The organism is Enterobacter sp. V87_3, from assembly GCF_029967835.1.
GTDB lineage: Bacteria > Pseudomonadota > Gammaproteobacteria > Enterobacterales > Enterobacteriaceae > Enterobacter > Enterobacter cancerogenus.
The window spans coordinates 176,663-195,257 of record NZ_JASCAM010000012.1; the positions used below are offsets into that span (position 1 = coordinate 176,663).

Genomic DNA, 18,595 nt, shown 5'->3' on the forward strand with positions numbered 1-18,595 from the left:
CCAGGTTCAAATTTGAAACACAAATGTTAAGAAATTTGAGCTGGCTCGCACAAGCCAGCAACAAATTACAGGTTTGCGGGGCGGTCAGCGTCAGAAAGATAGCGTTCTTCGAAGGCGTCGGACGGCACGGCGCGGCCAAACAGGAAGCCTTGTCCACCCTCTACACCCGCGTCTGCCAGCCAGCGACGCTGGGCCTCGGTCTCGATGCCCTCGGCAATCACATGCAGATTGAGGCTGCGCGCCATCTGAATGATCGCCTGCACCATGCTGCTGTCGTTTGGCAGCCCGTCGACAAAGGTTTTGTCGATCTTCAGGACGTCTACCGGCAGCGTTTTCATGTGCTGAAGCTGGCGCAGCCCGGCGTAGCCCATGCCAAAATCGTCCAGCGCGATGCGGACACCGGCATTACGCAACGGCTTGAGGATAGCGACCGCTTCGTTAGGATCGTCAATGCGGCGGCTCTCGGTCACTTCCAGAATCAGGGTGTCAGGCTGGATCCGGTAGCGGTGGATCAGCTCCAGCACCTCCGAGACCATGGTCGGGTGCATCAGCTGTAACGCCGAGACATTCACCGACAGCGGCAAGGTAATGCCCCGTTCCTGCCACGCCGCCAGCTGGCGACACGACTCTTCCAGTACCCAGTAACCGACCGTGACCATCAACCCGCAGGACTCGATACGCTCGATCAGCCCCTCCGGCAGCTCCCATGCGCCGTCCGGCTGCTGGACGCGTAACAACGCTTCGGCGCTTTTCACCTCGCCCGTGAGTAAATTCACCTGCGGCTGTAGCCAGACGGCAAACTGGCGGTTATCCAGCGCCGTCAGAATGTCGCTCTCTTCCGTCAGGCGCTGCTGGGCTTTTTCCATCTGTTCCGGGTCGAAGAACTGGATCTGGTTTTTGCCTTTACGGCGGGCGGTAAAGGCCGCCGACACGGCGCGGCGGTAAAGCTGTTCCGCCGTCAGGTCGCCATAGAACATCGCAATCCCGATGCTCGCGCTTGGGCGCAGCTGAATGCCCTGAATCGGCAGCCGCTCATTAATAACAGTGAGTACTTGCTGACCTAACGTAACGGCGTGCCACGGCTCTTTCACGCCGTGGGCGATGATGACCAGGTCATAGCCGCTTACCTGCGTCAGCACCATGCGCGGCGAGAGCACCGATTTTACCTTCTCCACCAGCGTCAGCAGCAGCATTTCACGCTGGCTCTCTTTGAGCACGCCCGCTGTGTCCTGCAACGTTTCACAGGCCACGACCATTAGCGCGGTCGTCTGCTGGCGCGCCACCGTCTGCTCTAACATCGCCATCAGGAAGGCTTTGTTCGGCAGATCAGAGACCGGGAAGCGAGTAGCACTGCTGTTCAGCTCGGCCTGGTTGCGCATCACGCGCTGCTGGTTGATGTTGTAGCTGCGCACCAGCATGCCAATCTCGTCGTCATGGTGAAGACGCGGCAGCTCAAGCTGGTGCCCGACCTGCTCCTGTGGGGATAAATCGTTAAGCTCGCGGGCAATGCGGCGTAGCGGGTGCACAATCAGCCGGTTGATGCACCAGGTCAGCGCTACACTCAGCATCAGCGTCAAAAGTAAGTAAGTAGTTACTAACGTAGCGACCCAGCTCATGACGAACTTATACATGCGGTAGGAGTCCGCCTGCAGTACCAGATAGGCTAACGGCTGGGGGTTGGCCGGGCGTTCGAGAGAGTAAATCGGCAGCGAGATTTGGACCGGCAGCTCAAACATGCGCATCACCATCATCGGGACGGGTCGTTCAGGGATAAAGCTCATCCGCAGCGCCTGGAACTGGTTCGGCAAGACCACATCCGCCCGGCTGACGATACCGGCAGGCTGAATGCGTTTTAAAATGGTTTCCGCTTCGGGGATATCCCCTTTCAGAATCGACGAGGAGAGCGGGCCGCGTACCGAGCGGGCGATGCTTTCTAATTGCGAAGCCGTGTTATAGCGATTCTGCTGTACGGAATGAAACAGCAAAATGACGCAAAAAAGGAAGACAAACAGCAATGTGACGGCAGAAACCATCGCCATCTGTTTGATCGTTAGTGAACGGCTGACACGCAAAATGACTCTCCACAAAACTCGAAGCGCAGGGCGCACCAGGGAGTGAACCCGGTGCGCCTGAGTATACCCGATTGCTATGCTTTTAAGAGAGACTTACAAATGGATTAAGTAAAATCCGATTACCAGTCCGCATACGGCGTGAGCGGCTGAGGCGGTAAGTCCATATCGCCCTGCCAGCCTGCGGCAGAATAGCGCACGTAAAGCAGTGCATGACTCGGGGTATAGTCTTTCGCTTCCTGAATATCCACGCCCATGCCGACGAACCAGTTGGACGTGACGCGGCGCTCAATAATGGCGCGAGCGGTATAACCCGTGCCGGAGGAGCTGCTCCCGGTTTCCATCTCGTCCCGGTCAGTATAGCGGCCCGGCTCATTGGTGGGGATTAACCCCTGCTGCGGATAACGCATTACATCATCGGTTTTCGAACGCGACCAGGAGACAGAGCCGCCCAGCTCCCAGGACCAGTTCTCGGTGCGCTTACGCCAGGTCACCGGCAGCGCGAACGAGACATACTCCTGCGGGCTATAGTAACCGCCCTGTCCCAGCGTATAGGCACTCAGATCTTTATCGTAATGCCATACCATGTTAGAGACGCCAACCGTCAGGCGCTCGTTGTTTTCGTTGATTAATTTGTAGTAATAGCCGGTCATCCAGCGCACGCGCCAGTTATCTTCAACGTTTTTGCCGGTCAGGCTGTCGACGTTCAGGCTCGACCAGACGCCGTTCGCCTCGCCTTTGTCATAGCTAATGCTAACGCCGCCGCCGGTTGAGCGAACGCCGCCCCAGGTGGTGCCGGTGTTGGTATCTTTCTGCCCGGCAAAGGCCAGCATCGAGCTGGAGATCGGGCGACGATGGGCATTCAGGGTGTAGCCAATCGGCCCCAGATCGCTGCTGTAGCTCAGGCCGCCGACCACGTCTACCACGTCGAAGCCCATCGGGGTGGTACCGATGTCCCACGCCCAGGTTTTATTCTGCCAGCCCACGGCCACGCTGGCCCCGTTTGCCGACTGGTTGGTATTGCCGCTGCACGGCGTTTCGGCACAGGTACCCCATTTTGGATCGTAGGTGCCGTTAGTGGTGGCAAACGAACCGGCGTCCATGTTGACCAGATCGCTTCGGAAGAACATCCGGCCGTCTGACAACGGCGCATCAACCTGCAACATGGAGGTATGCGCTTTCAGATCGGAATAGCCTCCCGTGCCGCTGGAGCCCCAGTAGTCGTGCTGCAGCGTCACGTTAAGATCCTGCTGACGGTATAAATCACCGGCATCGCTGCGCACGCCGCGCTTCAGCCAGTCATCTTTTTCGTCGTTACGCGTGAGGCGGGTAAAGCTGTCGTTGTCCGCCGGGCGCGTGGTGGTTACGCCGGATGAGACCATCGCATCTTTATAGGTTTCCAGCGCCTGCTGAGGCTGGCCGTTCTGCGCCTGAAAACGCGCGGCATCACGTAACACCAGCGCGTTCTCCATTGACGGCGGCTGAGACGTCGCCTGCGGGATCAATTTGCTGAAGGTCTGGTCTGCCGCCGCGGTGTCACCCAGCCCTGCCTGCGCCATAGCGACCCGACGCTGCACGTTAAGCGAGCGCGGCTGGCCGTTTTCTGTGGCAGGCAGTTTTGCCAGTTCGGCGCGCGCTGCCTGCCGATCGCCTTCGGCAATATACACTTCGGTCAACCCCAGAAGGGCGTCCTCGTTTTGCGGCTCGCGCTGCAAAACGGTGCCGTAGGCGGTTTTTGCTGTAGCGTTGTCGCCGCGCTGCTGCGCCCAGTCTGCCAGCGTAAGATCGATACGCGTGGAGGCTGGCTGCTGGCGAAGCAGGGTTTCGGCCTCCTGCTCTTTTCCGCTGTCGCGCAGGCGGTTTGCCGTTTCCAGCACCTGATCGCTTTGCAGGCGATCCGCCAGCTCCTGAATGTTCCCGTTCCATTTATCACGCGGCAGCGTGTCGAGATGGGCCAGCGCGGCGCGATCCTGATTGTTACCGGAGAGGTACAGGCCGTAGGCGTACACCTGCTCCGGATCGCCCGGTTTCTGGCTGGCGAGCTGGCGCATCAGGTTATCTGCCTGGCCGTGCTGCCCGGCGCTGTAGAGATCGCGTGAGAGGCGATAGGTGATCCACACGTCGCCCGGCGAGAGCGCCAGACGACGGCGCTGAATGTCCGCAGCCTGCGCGAATTTCCCTTCGTTTTCCAGCTGCTCCGCCTGGGCGGACAAACGGTCATTGGTCAGCCCGCGCTCGATATCATCAATACTGCGGCGCTGGCTGGCAGAGAGAGACTGAATAAATTCCGCCGCCTTTTCCGGGGACTGCGCGCGGTAGAGCCTGGCAAGACCGCGCACCGCGTTGCTGTTCCCGCTGTCCATGCGCAACGCCTGGCGATAGTAACGCTCAGCCGCTGCGTTATCGTTACGCGCCGTGGCGGCATCGCCCAGGCCCAGCACCGCATAGCTGTCGGTATTGTCGATGTTACGCGCCTGCTGGTAAAAGCGCTCCGCCTGCGCGGTATCGTTGGCTTTCAGGGCGGCATCGCCCTGCTGGATCAGCAGCCAGTAGCGGTTGACTTTCAGCAGGCTGTCCCATTTGCCCCGGTTATCACTCTGCGGGTCGAGCGCAATCGCTTTTTCGAACTGCGCCACCGCGCGGGCGCGATCGCCTTTCTGGGAATAGGCCTGCCCCAGCGCGCCAATGGCTTCGCTGTCAGTATGATTCGCGCTGACGGCCTTTTGCAGTTCGGCAACAGCTTTGCTGCCCTGCCCGGCATCTACGGCGGCCAGCCCTTCGGCTTTGGCACGGAAGGTCGGATCCGCGAGCTGTTTTTGCTGGGCTTCCAGCTGAGAACGCGCAGCCGTGACGCTATCGCCGTCGCTAAACACGCTCAGGTATTTCTGTAGCTCGCTGACGCTGGCCGCGCTGGTGGGCCGATCTTTGATCTGCTCATACCACATATCCGACGCCTGGCCGCGACCGCTGTTGGATTTCGCCATCTCCAGGAGGACCGCGAAACCTTCGTCCCGGCGTTCAGTCTGGAAAAGCAGCTGCGCCAGCGTGGCCTGAAGCTGGGTATTCCCCGGATTATCGGCATTGATTTTTTTCAGCTGGTTAATGGCCGCATTGCGGCGGGCCGGATCTTTCGCCACCACGTTCCAGTATTCGGAAGCCAGCTCGGCGCCCGGCGGGTTACCGGAAAAGAGTTTGTCATAGGCGGCTATCGCCTCCTGCGTATGGCCGGTCGAGGCCAGCAGGCGGGCCTGCTGGAGTGCCTGACGCCCGTCCGGCGTGGAGAGCAGGATCGCATTGCGGGAAGACTGGTAGGCGCCGGAGCCGGGGGCGATCTCCTTCAGGCGGTCCAGCGCTTTTTGCGCAGCGCCGGTATCACCCTGTCGCAGCAGGTAACGCAAGCGGGCGGCAATGACATCCGGATTGTTGGGATCGATAAGCTCGAGGCGATACAGCGACTGGCGGACCAGATCCTCACGTTGCATCGATTCACCCAAACGCACCTGCTCCAGCAGCAACTGCTGCTGCGGCGAGTTGGTGGCCTGGGCCATCGGCATGAGCGCCAGGCCAAGCGATAAACTGAGTAGATTTACTGTGAACTTGCGCATTCCTGGCCCCAATCCGGTATTAATTCACCCTGTGCGGTGAAGCGAAAACGGTGCTGATCCCACCCTTGTCCGAAGAGGGTCAGTACATAGCTGTAATAGGCGTTGTTATCGGGAAAACGATCGGCCACGCGCTGACGTTGAACCGCTTGCGCATCGCGATTTTGCAAAAAGGGCAGCAGCGCGGCCGAAAACCCGACCGGGCCGTCATTCGTTCGTTTCCCCGTCGCGATGTCGACTTTTTCCGGGGGCAAACCCTGTTTAGCGGTTGTCGCCGCCATCGGCTGGAAGCGCGCCAGCAGCCGGGCTTTCTGCGGGTCTTTATCGTTCATCATGCCTGCCCACAGGTAAACGCGAATCGCATCATAGCTCCCCACAAGGGAGGTGCTCTGTTTTAGCTGCCAGCCTTTGCTTTTCTGGTACTGCACCCAGTCCGGGGAGAAGCCTTTGGGTGCTGTCTCCAGCAGCAGGCGCAGGTTGGTTTCACGTAGTGTCGTCCAGGGGGTGCCAAAACGGGTGAAGTAGCTTGCCAGCTGCGGCGGGAGATAGCTGGGGTTAAAACGCCAGGCGTTCTCTTCGGCAAAGCCGACTTTTCCCGGCAGCAGCATGGAGCCAAGCCCCGGCACTTTCACCACTTCCTCACGGGCGATGCGCTCAAGCAGCGCGTTGCCGGTGCGGGTATAGTCAGGATTTTTCCACAACCGCCCCGCCTCCAGCAGCGACCAGGCGATCCAGATATCGGCGTCCGACGCGGAGTTATCGTCGATGACCGCCCAGGTCTCTTTGTTCTTCTGCCCCCACAGCCAGGCGGGCAGGTGCTGCGTTAAATCGCCTTCGGCCAGGTTGTCGCGCGTCCACGCCAGCAGCTGGTCGAACGCTTTACGGTCGTTGGCGACAAGGGCAAAGAATAATCCGTAGCTTTGCCCCTCCGAGGTGGTGATTTTGCGCGCGTCACTGGGATCAATGACGCGCCCGCCTTCGCTCATGTAGTCCTGTTTGAACTGCTCCCAGGCGGGCCAGGTGCAGGCGGCGCGGAGATCCGTCACCGCCAGCATCATCGCGGCGAATACGTACCAGCGTAAGGCTTTCATCACAACTTACTCACGATCCGGGTTCAGGCGACGACGGCTGATGATGCGCAGCAGACGCCACAGCACCCACGCCAGCAGCACGACGCTGACGGCGGCCAGAATGGCCAGCAGCACCGGATGGTTCGACAGCGCATACCACAGACGCTCAAACCATGGCAGATGCCCGACATAGTAAATATCCCCGACGCGCAGGCTGTTGACGCCGGACTCACGAATGACGGCCACCGAGCCAAACATCGCAGCACGTTTACCGCTGTCGTTCATGGCGTTGTTGAGCAGCTCATACCCGCGCGGGCTGTCCGCCAGCAGCGCAATCACGCTACGCTGGTCGTGATACGGCGACTGGAAGCCCACAATTGCCGCCATCGGGCCTTGCGACGTAATGGCGGTCTGCGCCCCAGCCTGACGGCCATTGTCATCCGGCATAATGCTCGGGAAGTCGGTCTGACGCAGCGGGGTGTTCACCCAGGACTGGGTGGCCTGCACCAGCAGGTCGACGCGTTTGTCATCCTTCAGCTTGTCCGGGATGGTGCCGATCACCATGATGTCAGCATCTTTGTTCTGCAGTTGGCTGCCATCGTCGGTCAGGGTGACGTTTATCGCCGGTAAGCCGGTTTGTGCGCCCACGGACGCCATGGTGTCCAGCAGCGTGGAGACCTGCGCTTCGTTTGGCGTTTTTGGCACAACGACAATGGATTCAGAGAGATCGGCCATACGGCTGAACGGGAAGCTGGCGTTGGCGAAGGCCCGCAGGTCCGGCATGGCGAGGAAGTGATAGAACGTCGAGAAGTCGATGGTTGACTCGTCGCCAATCACCACATGATTCTCCACCGGCTGGAAGGAAATGCAGTTCTCCACCGAGCCGCCAGGCATCGGGTTCACGTACTGGAAGTCAAAGCGCAGCTGGTTGATCGCGCCCAGCTTCAGAGCCGGGATCGAGACGTCGGTTTTGCCATCCAACAGCCCCTGCAGCACCGGCAGGCGCAGCATTAGCTGGTTGGTCTCCTGGTTGCTGGCCAGGCTGAAGGACTGCAGGAACTGGTTGTTCAGGCTGATGTCCATGCGCGAGCTGTCTTTGGTCGCGGGCGCGGTGTAGCGGTATTTCAGATTGATATCAATACCGTTGGTGCGCAGCAGATAGAGATCCGGCGGCAGGTTCAGCGACAGATTGACCGGCGACGGCTCCAGCCCGGAGGACTGCAGCTGCTCTTCATAGGTTTTCAGCTCGCCGAAGGTGATGGCGCGATCGGTACGCACCCAATTCGGCGCATCGTATGGCTTACGCGCCAGCAGCGGCTTCACCTCATCCACCACTACGCTGCTGCCACGAAACAGGATGTTCCCCTGGGCAATCCCTTTGGCTGCCTGCACCAGGTCTTTGTCATCACGACCAAACACCACCAGCAGCTTCACGTAAGGGTTATCCGGGTGGTTCATCATCTCAACCGTCGGGGCTTTTACGTCCGGGTGGTCACGCAGGAAGGCCGGGCGTTTAGCGTTAGTGGCAAACACGATGGCGTTTTTGTCCGGCATTTTATCGTACATGACCGGGAAGCTCTGACCGCGCCAGCCGGAGCGGGAACCAAACCACGAGGCCACAATAGTCGCCGCCAGCTGTTCCGTCACGTCAGGGGAACCGGCAAAGACCATCGGCAGCGTTAGCTGACGGTTGTCGCGCGGATCGAAGAACGGGACCGGGAAAGCAGAAAGATCGTTTTTCAGCGCCAGTGACTGGTAGGTCATCTGCAGCGATGAGTTCCGCCCCACGTCCATCCACAGGGTACTGCTGGAGGGGTTTTCACAGACGTCGCGGTAGTGGCCGACAAACTCCAGACGCACGCGGTTGAAATCGGTGATGAACAGCGGGTTGATCGGCACCTGAGCCTGGGTTTTCTTACCCAACTGCTCTTTGGTGACCGGCAGAACGTCCATCAGCTCGTCATTCAGATAAACTTTCAGCTGTGACTGTACCGGCAGCAGCGAGGGCGACGGCGTGTACTCAAGATTCAGCACCGCCTGAGAGACCACTTCATCGCTGCGCATGCCGAACTCAACGCCACCCTTAGGGTTGGTGCCACGAAGCACCATGCTGCCCGGAGGCGGCGCAATTTGCGCAAAGGTCAGCTTCACGTCACGTGACGGAACGTTATCCGCCACGACGGGCGCGTTGGCTCCCGTTACGCCCGGCATCACCTGCCCGACCACCGGCGTTGCAGCCTGCGCCCCGTTCTGGTTTACCGGCAGGGTGTTCCCCTCGGTCGGTTGATTCGGGACAACGTTTTCCGTTTGCCCTGGCGCCGCGGTCACGACGGGGTCGGTCGCCTGCGCGACGACGGGAACCGTGGGAGCCGGCGTCGCCGCAGCATTATCCGGCGCGGCGTTAGCCACTGTTGCGGGAAGCGCACTCATCCCCATTGCCACTGCACATAACCAGGAAAGTTTAGTTTTCATCGCGTTATCATCATTGTTGAGCCATAACCGGGTCCGCCTGCTTCGCTTCATTTCGCTCGGGTCGACGCGGAATGAACGACACGACCCAGGAAATCAGCGAAGTAAGTGACCGGAAAATTAATTTCACCGACGACGGGGCAAATTCTGCAAGGTGACGATAGCCACGGAACCCCAGCTTCAGAATATCCAGCAGGCTTTCCAGAGGTTTATCTTCCGGGAAGCTGTCCTGCCAGAGCGCCCACGTATCCGCGCGAGCAAACGTACACTGCACAAAATCGATGTGTTGCTTCTTGGTCAGCGGCATCAGCTGCAGACCGACTTCATTTCCTGACACACGGGCCACCTGCGTCGGGAAGACATACTCTTGCTGGCCGCGTTTGAGCAGCAGGTTGACCTTCTGCCCCTCCAGCACTTTCGCCTGCCCGTTGATCTTGATCCCCAGCCCCCCGTCAGAGAAGTCATGCACGGTACAGGAGAAGAGGTGACCATCTTCACGGGCAATGGCTGCCGGCATGCTGATCTCGACGCGGTGCGCGCGACGGACCTGCTTGCTCTCGACCGAAACGGCCACCGCGCCGCCAAGGATAATCAGGTTGTAGAACACCCATGCCACGCTGACGAACACCGTCAGGATTTCGTTTTCCGGGCCGTAGTAGTAACGCCAGATACCGGCAATCACGCCAACGATGTTGAGCAGCACAAGGAAGATATACGGACGGGAGATCACCCAGTCGACGTACTCCTCTTCCACCAGCCCGCCTTTGGCGGTGACGTTAAACTTGCCTTTGTGCGGGTTAATCAGCGCCACCATGGTGGGCGGCGCGATATACCAGGCCAGCACCGTTTCGTAGATTTCACTCCAGAACGAGTGCCGGTATTTGCCCTGAATCTTCGAGTTGGTCAGGCTGGCGTGGATCATATGCGGCAGCACAAAGAGCGCGATCATCAGCGCAGGCGCGTAGATGATATAGGCGTGCAAGAGCAGGAACGCCAGCGGCGCGGTCAGGAAGATGAGCCGCGGAATGCCGGATAAGAAGTGGAACATGGCGTTGACGTAGCACAGGCGCTGCGCCAGCTTCAGCCCTTTCCCCGTTAGCGGGTTATCAAGGCGGAAAATCTGCACCATGCCGCGCGCCCAGCGGATACGCTGGCCGATATGCGCAGAAAGCGACTCCGTTGCCAGACCGGCCGCCTGCGGAATACGCATATAGGCCGAGGTATAGCCGCGACGGTGCAGGCGCAGCGAGGTGTGAGCATCTTCGGTGACCGTCTCAACGGCAATGCCGCCAATTTCATCCAGCGGCTTACGGCGGATAACCGCGCACGAGCCGCAGAAGAAGGTGGCGTCCCACATATCGTTCCCGTCCTGTACCAGGCCGTAGAACAGGGTGCCTTCGTTCGGGGTTTTACGGAAGCGCCCGAGGTTGCGTTCAAACGGATCCGGCGAGAAGAAGTGGTGCGGCGTCTGCATCATCGCCAGCTCTTTCTCTTTCAGGAACCAGCCCATGGTCATTTGCAGGAACGAGCGCGTCGGGACGTGGTCGCAGTCAAAGATGGAGACAAACTCCCCTTTGGCATATTTCAGCGCATTGTTGATGTTCCCGGCTTTGGCGTGTTCGTGCGTAGTACGGGCGATGTATTCCACCCCCACCTCTTCCGCAAACTGACGAAACTCCGCCCGGCCGCCGTCATCAAGGATCCAGATTTTGAGCTTGTCCTTCGGCCAGTCGATACCCAGCGCGGCGTAGATAGTATTTTTTACCACGCTCAGGTCTTCGTTATAGGTCGGCACGAAGAGATCGACCGATGGCCACTGGGTCGTGTCTTTCGGCAGCGGTACCGGCTGACGATTCAGCGGCCAGACCACCTGGAAATACCCCAGCACCAGCACAATCCACGCATAGGTTTCAGCAAACAGCAGCACCAGGCCGCACACCAGGCTTACCGGGTCATCCCAGTTAAGCGTTGAGGTGTAGCGCCACCAGATGTAGCGGCAGGAGACGGTCAGCGACAGCACGATCAGCATCAGGGCCGAGAACCGCCCCGGAATACGCCGGACCAGCAGCGCCACGCCCCAGAGCAGGATCAGGAAGGTGAACTGCGCCAACGGGTTAAAGGGCTGCGTAATACAGACCAGTGCCAGAATCAGCGAGAAGACGACAATTAAGCCGAGGATAAAACGACGCAAGCCCGGATGCAGATGCCCGAGCTCTTTATGATCGTCCAGATGGCTGGTCCTGTCGCCCACGCGCTCGGGCAGCCTGTCCAGCCAGCGGTGGTAGCGCTCGCGGAAATTCTGCACCCGATTAAAGCTGCGCCAGTGCGGCGTTTTCTTATCTGATACGGGCGAAGTTGCTACCAGCCAGAGCGCCTGAATGGCGTAACGCGCCGGGTCCAGGGGGCGCGGCCTGTCAGGATTAATGTGCGGATAAAGCTCCCCGTGCCGCGCGCGAATGCGCTGCCAGCGGGGGTGTTCCAGCGGAATGAACAGCCAGGCCAGGATCGTCCAGAAACAGCCAAGCGCAGCGCTTAGCGACGACGCCCCGTGGTGACGATAATGACGATAGCGCTCGCTCAACCGCGCGCTGACCGGCGGTATGAGTAGCCAGGTGGACACGCGGATCATGCAGGACTCCCGGCAGATTCCCCGCGCCCGGCGTAGTGCAGCAAGCACCAGTTCGCCAGCGTCAGGATCTCTTCCGCCGCCAGTGAATCGCTCCGGTATTCGCCAAGCGGCTGTTTGGAGGCGAGGCACTCCGCCATGGCTTCATCACGATGGATGACCATCGGCAAGAGGCGTCGCTGGCTTTGCAGCCAAATCTGGTACAGATCGTCCTGGATCTGGCTGCTGAGGCGCAGATCGTTAATCAGAATGTGGGCATTCGCCGGCAGAGCCTGCTGATGCAGCCGGATATGGCAATTCGCATCAACGTTAACAATGGAGAGCACGTGATCGCACTGGGTAATGAGTTGGCGCGTCAGCGGATCGCTACCGTGCGGCAGATCGAGCACTATCCAACGGTAATGGCCCTGCTCTTTCAAACGCTGCAAAGCGTTGCTGAACTGCGCAAGCAGGGGCTGATGCGCATTTTCGTTCTCGCGTTCTGCAACGGTCAGTTGCCCGTAGGGGAGCAAATCCAGCAGGGAAGTGTAACGCAGGCCCGCGTCCTGCCACTCTTTACCATCGAGAAATGCTCGCGCCCAGCCGTCTTGATGGCGGAAGTCGACGTTGAACGACATGCGCAGCAAATTGTCGGGGCAGGCATCAATGACCAACACCGATTCACCCAGTAGTTGCAATGACCACGCCAGCGCCGCGGTGACGGATGTTGTACCCACACCGCCACGGACGCCCTGTAATCCGAGTATGGCCATCAATGGCTCCCTTATTGTTGTTGGGCAAACTCAGCCAGCAACGGCCAGCGTTTAATCGCCGCTGCCAGTTGTTCCCGCTGGGAAATATCGGTGTAATCAATTTCAGGCAAAGAAAAAGCCTGCGAGAGCGCCAGAAAATCATTTTGGAATGTGTAACCCAGGCTACTGTCGACCGGCGTTCCGGGTTCATTATTATGCATTTTTATTCCATCACGTTGATTAAAGTCGCGGGATCAGATGAAGCGAAGCCTCCTGCCTGCGAATTTTCATTTACATGCTAAATCTGATGTTCTTTAATTTCAATGTTAGGTTTATTTCTACGCTTTCGCTAGTAAACTGAGATACAGATAAATTCGATGATAGAGGGACACCGTGGACTCCATATTTTCTATTGGCATCCAGTCATTATGGGACGAATTGAGCCACATGCCAGTCGGTGGAGTCTGGTGGATTAATACGGAGCGCAATGAAGACGCCATAAGCCTGGTAAACCAGACCGTAGCCGCGCAGGGCGGGGATTCCCGCGTTGCCGTTATCACCATGGGCGACGATCCTAAACAGGTTATCAGGCTCGATGAAAATAATGGCCCACAGACGGTAAGGCTATTTACGATGTCATCCGAAACCGAAAGCCTGAACTTCCTGCCCCGTGATATTCAGTGCACCATTGATCCGGATCACTATTTACTGATACTTAAATGCGCAAATAACGTGCTGCAAAATATATCCCCACAAAAAATTGTGCAGTGGATAGAAAAAATCAACAAATGGGCGAAAAATCGAAACTGTTCAGTATTGGTCATTAACCCCGGCAGTAATAATGACAAGCTTTTTTCATTTTTAATGGCGCAATATCGTTCCCTTTTCGGTCTCGCAAGTATCCGTGACCAGACCGACAGTTATCTTTACGATATTGCGTTCTGGTGCAATGAAAAAGGGGTGAGCGCCCGCCAACAACTTACCCTGAAACAGATCGACGGTCAGTGGCATCTCTCCCGACAGGAAACGGCGGTGGTGCAGCCGCGCAGCGATGAAAAACGCATTCTCAGCCATGTTGCGGTATTAGAAGGTGCGCCTGCGCTCTCGGAAAACTGGTCCCTCTACGATACAAATGAAGCGGTCTTTAATGAAGCCCGCACGACGCAGGCAGCGACCATTGTTTTTTCATTAATGCAGAATAACCAGATTGAAACGCTGGCGAGACATATACACACGTTGCGTCGTCAGCGCGGAAGCGCACTGAAAATCGTCGTGCGTGAGAACAATACCAGCCTGCGCGCCACCGATGAGCGGCTGCTTCTGGGCTGCGGTGCCAATATGATCGTGCCCTGGAATGCGCCACTCTCACGCTGCCTGACGCTTATCGAAAGCATTCAGGGCCAGCAGTTTAACCGCCACGTTCCGGAAGATATCAGCACCCTGCTTTCGATGACCCAGCCGATGAAACTGCGTGGCTATCAAAAGTGGGATACCTTCTGCGATGCGGTCAGCAATATGATGAGCAACACGCTGCTTCCGGCAGATGGCAAAGGCGTGATGGTCGCGCTGCGCCCGGTGCCGGGTATTCGGGTTGAACAGGCGCTGACCCTGTGCCGGCCCAACCGCACGGGGGATATCATGACGATTGGGGATAACCGCCTGGTGCTGTTTTTATCCTTCTGTCGGGTGAACGATCTCGATACGGCCCTTAACCACATCTTCCCGCTACCAACCGGGGATATTTTCTCTAACCGCATGATTTGGTTCGAAGATAATCTTATCAACGCAGAACTGGTGCAGATGCGTACCCTGAAACCGGAACAATGGTCAAAACCGCTCCCGATGACGAAGAGTGTCAAACCGATCCTCAATGCGCAGCATGACGGACATACCTGGCGTCGGGTTCCCGAACCTCTGCGTCTGTTGTCTGAGCAGCCGGAGGGATCAAAATGAGCATCAGCGATATCCTTCAGCTGGTCATACTCTGTGCGCTGATATTTTTCCCGCTTGGCTACTATGCGCGTCATTCGCTGCGTCGGATGCGCGATACGGCCAGAATACTGTTTATAAAACCTCGCTACGTTAAACCCGCCGGAACACTGACACGAGCTCCGAACGTCAAGGCAACCCGAAAACATGACTAATTCTACCTATACCACGTCGGCGCCATCGCCGCTCTGGCAATACTGGCGCGGCCTTTCCGGCTGGAACTTCTACTTTCTGGTGAAATTTGGTCTGCTGTGGGCAGGCTATCTTAATTTCCACCCTCTGCTGAACCTGGTGTTTATGGCATTCCTGCTGATGCCCATTCCCAACGTCAGGCTGCACCGTATACGCCACTGGATCGCTATTCCGATAGGGTTTGGTCTGTTCTGGCATGACACCTGGCTGCCTGGCCCGGAAAGCATTATGAGTCAGGGCTCGCAGGTTGCGGGCTTTAGTTCCGACTATATTCTCGATCTGACCGAGCGTTTCATTAACTGGGAGATGATTGGGGCAGTGTTCGTGCTGCTGGTCGCCTGGCTGTTCCTGTCACAATGGATCCGCGTCACGGTGTTTGTGGTCGCGATTATGGTCTGGCTTAACGTGCTGACGCTGACAGGCCCGAGCTTCTCCCTGTGGCCAGCCGGTCAGCCAACCACCACGGTCACCACCACTGGTGGCTCTGCGGCGGCTACCGTGGCGACAGCGGGCGACACGCCGGTGGTAGGTGATATCCCTGCGCAAACGGCACCGCCGACCTCGGCGAACCTGAATAACTGGCTTTCAAGTTTCTATACGGCTGAAGACAAGCGTCAGACCAAATTCCCGGACGCGCTGCCTGCCGATGCTCAGCCGTTTGAACTGCTGGTGATCAACATCTGTTCCCTGTCCTGGGCCGACGTCGATGCCGCCGGGTTGATGTCGCACCCGCTGTGGTCGCACTTTGACATCCAGTTTAAAGATTTTAACTCTGCCACGTCGTACAGCGGCCCGGCAGCCATTCGTCTGCTGCGTGCGAGTTGCGGTCAGCCATCGCACAAAAACCTTTACCAGCCAGCGGGCAACCAGTGTTACCTGTTTGATAACCTGGCTAAGCTGGGCTTCACGCAGCACCTGATGCTCGGCCATAACGGTCAGTTTGGTAACTTCCTGAAAGAGGTGCGTGAGCAAGGGGGAATGCAGGCCCCGCTGATGGATCAAACCGGCCTGCCGGTGCAACTGCTGGGCTTTGACGGTTCGCCGGTATACGACGACGCCGCCGTGCTGCAGCGCTGGCTTCAGACCATCGACAAAGACACGAACCCACGCAGCGCCACGTTCTATAACACCCTGCCGCTGCATGACGGGAACCACTTCCCGGGCGTGAGCAAAACGGCGGATTATAAAGTGCGTGCGCAGAAGCTCTTTGACGAGCTGGACGCGTTCTTAACCGAGCTGGAAAAATCAGGCCGTAAGGTGATGGTGGTTGTGGTGCCAGAACACGGCGGTGCGCTGAAGGGCGACAGAATGCAGGTGTCCGGCCTGCGCGATATCCCAAGCCCGTCCATCACCAATGTGCCTGCCGGGATTAAGTTCATCGGCATGAAGGCACCGCACCAGGGCGCACCGGTTGAGATCACGCAGCCAAGCAGCTACCTGGCGATCTCAGAAATCGTTGCCCGCGCGGTCGACGGCAAGCTGTTTGTGGAAGATAGCGTGAACTGGGATCAGCTTACCAGCAATCTGCCGCAGACGGCTGAGGTATCGGAGAACGCCAATGCGGTGGTGATCCAGTACCAGAAAAAACCGTATGTTCGTCTCAACGGCGGGGACTGGGTTCCTTATCCGCAATAACGACGTACAACTAAAAAGGGAGCCAACCGGCTCCCTTTTTTTATTCTGCGCTTCGCAGCGAGATTTCACCGCCCACCCAGGGCTTGATCGCGCCGTCTTGTTCAAGGAGCAGCGCGCCCTGTGCATTGATACCCCGGGAAATTCCGACGATCTCGCGTTCGCCAATCAGCAGTTTGACCGGACGGTTGATAAAGTTATCCAGCTTTTCCCAACGCGACAGGAACGGCGTTAAACCTTCCTGCTCAAAGAGCGTCAGGGAACTGCGCAGCTCTTTTATCATGCGTACGGCGAGAGTATTACGATCGATGGTGATCCCCGCTTCCTGCAGGTTGGTCCAGGCCTGATTCACCACATCACTCTGCACGTTACGCATGACCATATTCAGGCCAGCGCCAATCACAATCTGCGCGGCATCGCCGGTTTTACCGGTTAATTCAACCAGGATACCCGCCAGTTTACGATCGTCGAGATAGAGATCGTTCGGCCATTTAACCCGTACTTTATCGGCACCCAGATCGTGAAGCACTTCGGCCATCACAATCCCAATCACCAGGCTCAGGCCGACAGCGGCGGCAGGCCCTTGCTCAAGACGCCAGTACATTGACAGGTAGAGGTTGGCACCAAAAGGAGAGAACCATTTTCGCCCACGGCGGCCCCGCCCGGCCTGCTGATATTCCGCCACGCAGGCATCACCCGAATCGAGATCGGCCAGGCGATCCAGCAGGTACTGGTTGGTGGAATCGATTACCGGCAGGACGGCCACCTTTCCCTGACCAATCTGGCTACGGATCGCCTCCTCATTCAGGAGCTGGATAGGCTCCGGCAGGCTGTAGCCTTTGCCGGGCACGGTGAACACATCGACCCCCCAGTCGCGGAGCGTCTGGATATGTTTATTAATACCGGCGCGGCTCATGCCCAACTGCTCGCCCAGCTGCTCGCCAGAGTGAAACTCTCCGTCAGCCAGAATGCCGATCAGGGTTAAGGGAACGGTATTATCCTTCACGCAATTGTCTCCACGGCGCTGACTTCACCCATGCGACCAATAAAGCGCACTTCGGGCTCGAGCCAGACGTTGAATTTCTCGCCCACACGCTGGCGAACATGATGAGCAAGCTTGACCACGTCTTCACTGGTCGCATTGCTTTGATTGATCAGTACCAGCGCCTGCTGACGATGAACGGCAGCACCGCCCACCGACGTGCCTTTTAGTTCACATTGATCGATAAGCCAGCCAGCAGCCAGCTTCACGCTGCCATCCGCCTGTGGATAATGGGGTGCCGTTGGCCAGCCTGCCAGGAAAGCTTTCGCCGTTTCGCCGCTGATAACCGGGTTTTTGAAGAAACTGCCCGCATTACCGTTCACTTTCGGATCAGGCAGTTTTGTCATCCGCATATGGCAGACTGAATCAAAGACTTCCCGGGCGGTGACGGTCGCGGGATCGAGACGGGTTAAATCACCGTAGGTCAGAACGGGCGTCCACGCTTTCGCCAGACGAAGACCTACGGCCACAATCACGTAGCGATCCTGGTATTCATGCTTGAAAATACTGTCCCGATAGCCAAAACGGCACTGCTCTGCGGTCAAACGCAGGGCGTTTCCGGTCGCCAGCTCGAGGCAGTCGACATATTCGCAGACGTGTTTTAGCTCGATACCGTACGCACCAATATTTTGAATCGGTGACGATCCGGCACAACCGGGAATGAGTGCAAGGTTTTCGAGACCCGGCATGCCTTGTTCAAGAGTGTATTGCACCAGATGGTGCCAGTTTTCGCCGGCCCCGACGTGCAAATGCCAGCTGTCGGCGCACTCTTTAACATCAATTCCCATGATGCGGTTGACGATAACCGTTCCCGCAAAATCATCGAGAAACAGGACATTACTTCCTTCGCCCAGAATAAGTACGGGTTCACCGTTTTCTGCTGCGTTTTGCCATGCTTCCAGCAGTTGCTGAGCACTCTCGGCACGTACAATTTGATTAGCATTGCGTTGAATGCCAAAGGTATTCCAGGGCTTAAGGGAGTGGTTCATAGACGCTATCCTGATGCAAAAACGGTGATAGTTTACCGTATATGCAGGAAATTGGGGGATTAGTTTGTGGAGAGGTTTTGGGGTACAAAAACGCAAAAAGGCCATCCTTCCGGATGGCCTCTTCACTTGTTTGATGCCTGGCAGTTCCCTACTCTCACATGGGGAGACCCCACACTACCATCGG

At 57.8% G+C, this 18,595-nt stretch carries 12 protein-coding genes; 3 read left to right on the forward strand and 9 right to left on the reverse strand.

Features of this window, described 5'->3' with window-relative positions; all coding sequences use genetic code 11:
* Positions 1-65: 65 nt before the first annotated feature.
* From hmsP to bcsR, 7 genes are all read right to left on the reverse strand, one after another.
* A complete protein-coding gene (hmsP, locus tag QLG21_RS05005) occupies positions 66-2,072 on the reverse strand; it encodes a biofilm formation regulator HmsP (RefSeq protein ID WP_282483987.1) in 2,007 nt (668 codons plus the stop codon).
* A 119-nt stretch (positions 2,073-2,191) separates the two neighbouring features.
* Entirely contained in the window at positions 2,192-5,674 is a 3,483-nt protein-coding gene (bcsC, locus tag QLG21_RS05010) for a cellulose synthase complex outer membrane protein BcsC (RefSeq protein WP_282483988.1), read from the reverse strand.
* Positions 5,656-6,762, reverse strand: coding sequence for a cellulose synthase complex periplasmic endoglucanase BcsZ (gene bcsZ / locus QLG21_RS05015; protein ID WP_220711490.1), 1,107 nt, complete (start codon positions 6,760-6,762; stop codon positions 5,656-5,658). The genes bcsC and bcsZ overlap by 19 nt, the downstream gene beginning before the upstream one ends.
* Positions 6,763-6,768: 6 nt before the next feature.
* Positions 6,769-9,213: a cellulose biosynthesis cyclic di-GMP-binding regulatory protein BcsB gene (gene bcsB / locus QLG21_RS05020; RefSeq protein WP_282483989.1), complete on the reverse strand. Its 2,445-nt coding sequence runs from the start codon at positions 9,211-9,213 to the stop codon at positions 6,769-6,771.
* 10 nt (positions 9,214-9,223) lie between these two features.
* The gene (bcsA, locus tag QLG21_RS05025) at positions 9,224-11,839 is read right to left on the reverse strand and encodes a UDP-forming cellulose synthase catalytic subunit (protein ID WP_282483990.1); all 2,616 of its coding nucleotides are present in this window, start codon (positions 11,837-11,839) and stop codon (positions 9,224-9,226) included.
* Complete coding sequence (gene bcsQ, locus QLG21_RS05030; protein ID WP_058609734.1) at positions 11,836-12,588, reverse strand: cellulose biosynthesis protein BcsQ; 753 nt, start codon at positions 12,586-12,588, stop codon at positions 11,836-11,838. Before bcsQ ends, bcsA begins: the two co-directional genes overlap by 4 nt.
* 11 nt (positions 12,589-12,599) lie before the next feature.
* Positions 12,600-12,788 carry a cellulose biosynthesis protein BcsR gene (gene bcsR / locus QLG21_RS05035; protein WP_006178030.1) on the reverse strand — a complete coding sequence of 63 codons (189 nt, stop codon included), beginning with the start codon at positions 12,786-12,788 and terminating at the stop codon, positions 12,600-12,602.
* A 172-nt stretch (positions 12,789-12,960) separates the two neighbouring features.
* Between bcsR and bcsE the strand changes: the two genes are divergently transcribed.
* The 3 genes from bcsE to bcsG are packed head-to-tail and all read left to right on the forward strand — an operon-like array spanning position 12,961 to position 16,383.
* Positions 12,961-14,520 carry a cellulose biosynthesis c-di-GMP-binding protein BcsE gene (gene bcsE, locus QLG21_RS05040; RefSeq protein ID WP_282483991.1) on the forward strand — a complete coding sequence of 520 codons (1,560 nt, stop codon included), beginning with the start codon at positions 12,961-12,963 and terminating at the stop codon, positions 14,518-14,520.
* Positions 14,517-14,711, forward strand: coding sequence for a cellulose biosynthesis protein BcsF (gene bcsF, locus QLG21_RS05045; protein WP_137903906.1), 195 nt, complete (start codon positions 14,517-14,519; stop codon positions 14,709-14,711). Before bcsE ends, bcsF begins: the two co-directional genes overlap by 4 nt.
* Positions 14,704-16,383, forward strand: coding sequence for a cellulose biosynthesis protein BcsG (bcsG, locus tag QLG21_RS05050; RefSeq protein WP_137903907.1), 1,680 nt, complete (start codon positions 14,704-14,706; stop codon positions 16,381-16,383). Before bcsF ends, bcsG begins: the two co-directional genes overlap by 8 nt.
* Positions 16,384-16,423: 40 nt before the next feature.
* Here bcsG and birA read toward each other — a convergent pair whose 3' ends face one another.
* Both birA and murB read right to left on the reverse strand, forming a co-directional pair.
* Entirely contained in the window at positions 16,424-17,386 is a 963-nt protein-coding gene (gene birA / locus QLG21_RS05055) for a bifunctional biotin--[acetyl-CoA-carboxylase] ligase/biotin operon repressor BirA (protein ID WP_282483992.1), read from the reverse strand.
* Entirely contained in the window at positions 17,383-18,411 is a 1,029-nt protein-coding gene (murB, locus tag QLG21_RS05060) for a UDP-N-acetylmuramate dehydrogenase (protein WP_137903908.1), read from the reverse strand. Before murB ends, birA begins: the two co-directional genes overlap by 4 nt.
* Between the last annotated feature and the right edge of the window lie 184 nt (positions 18,412-18,595).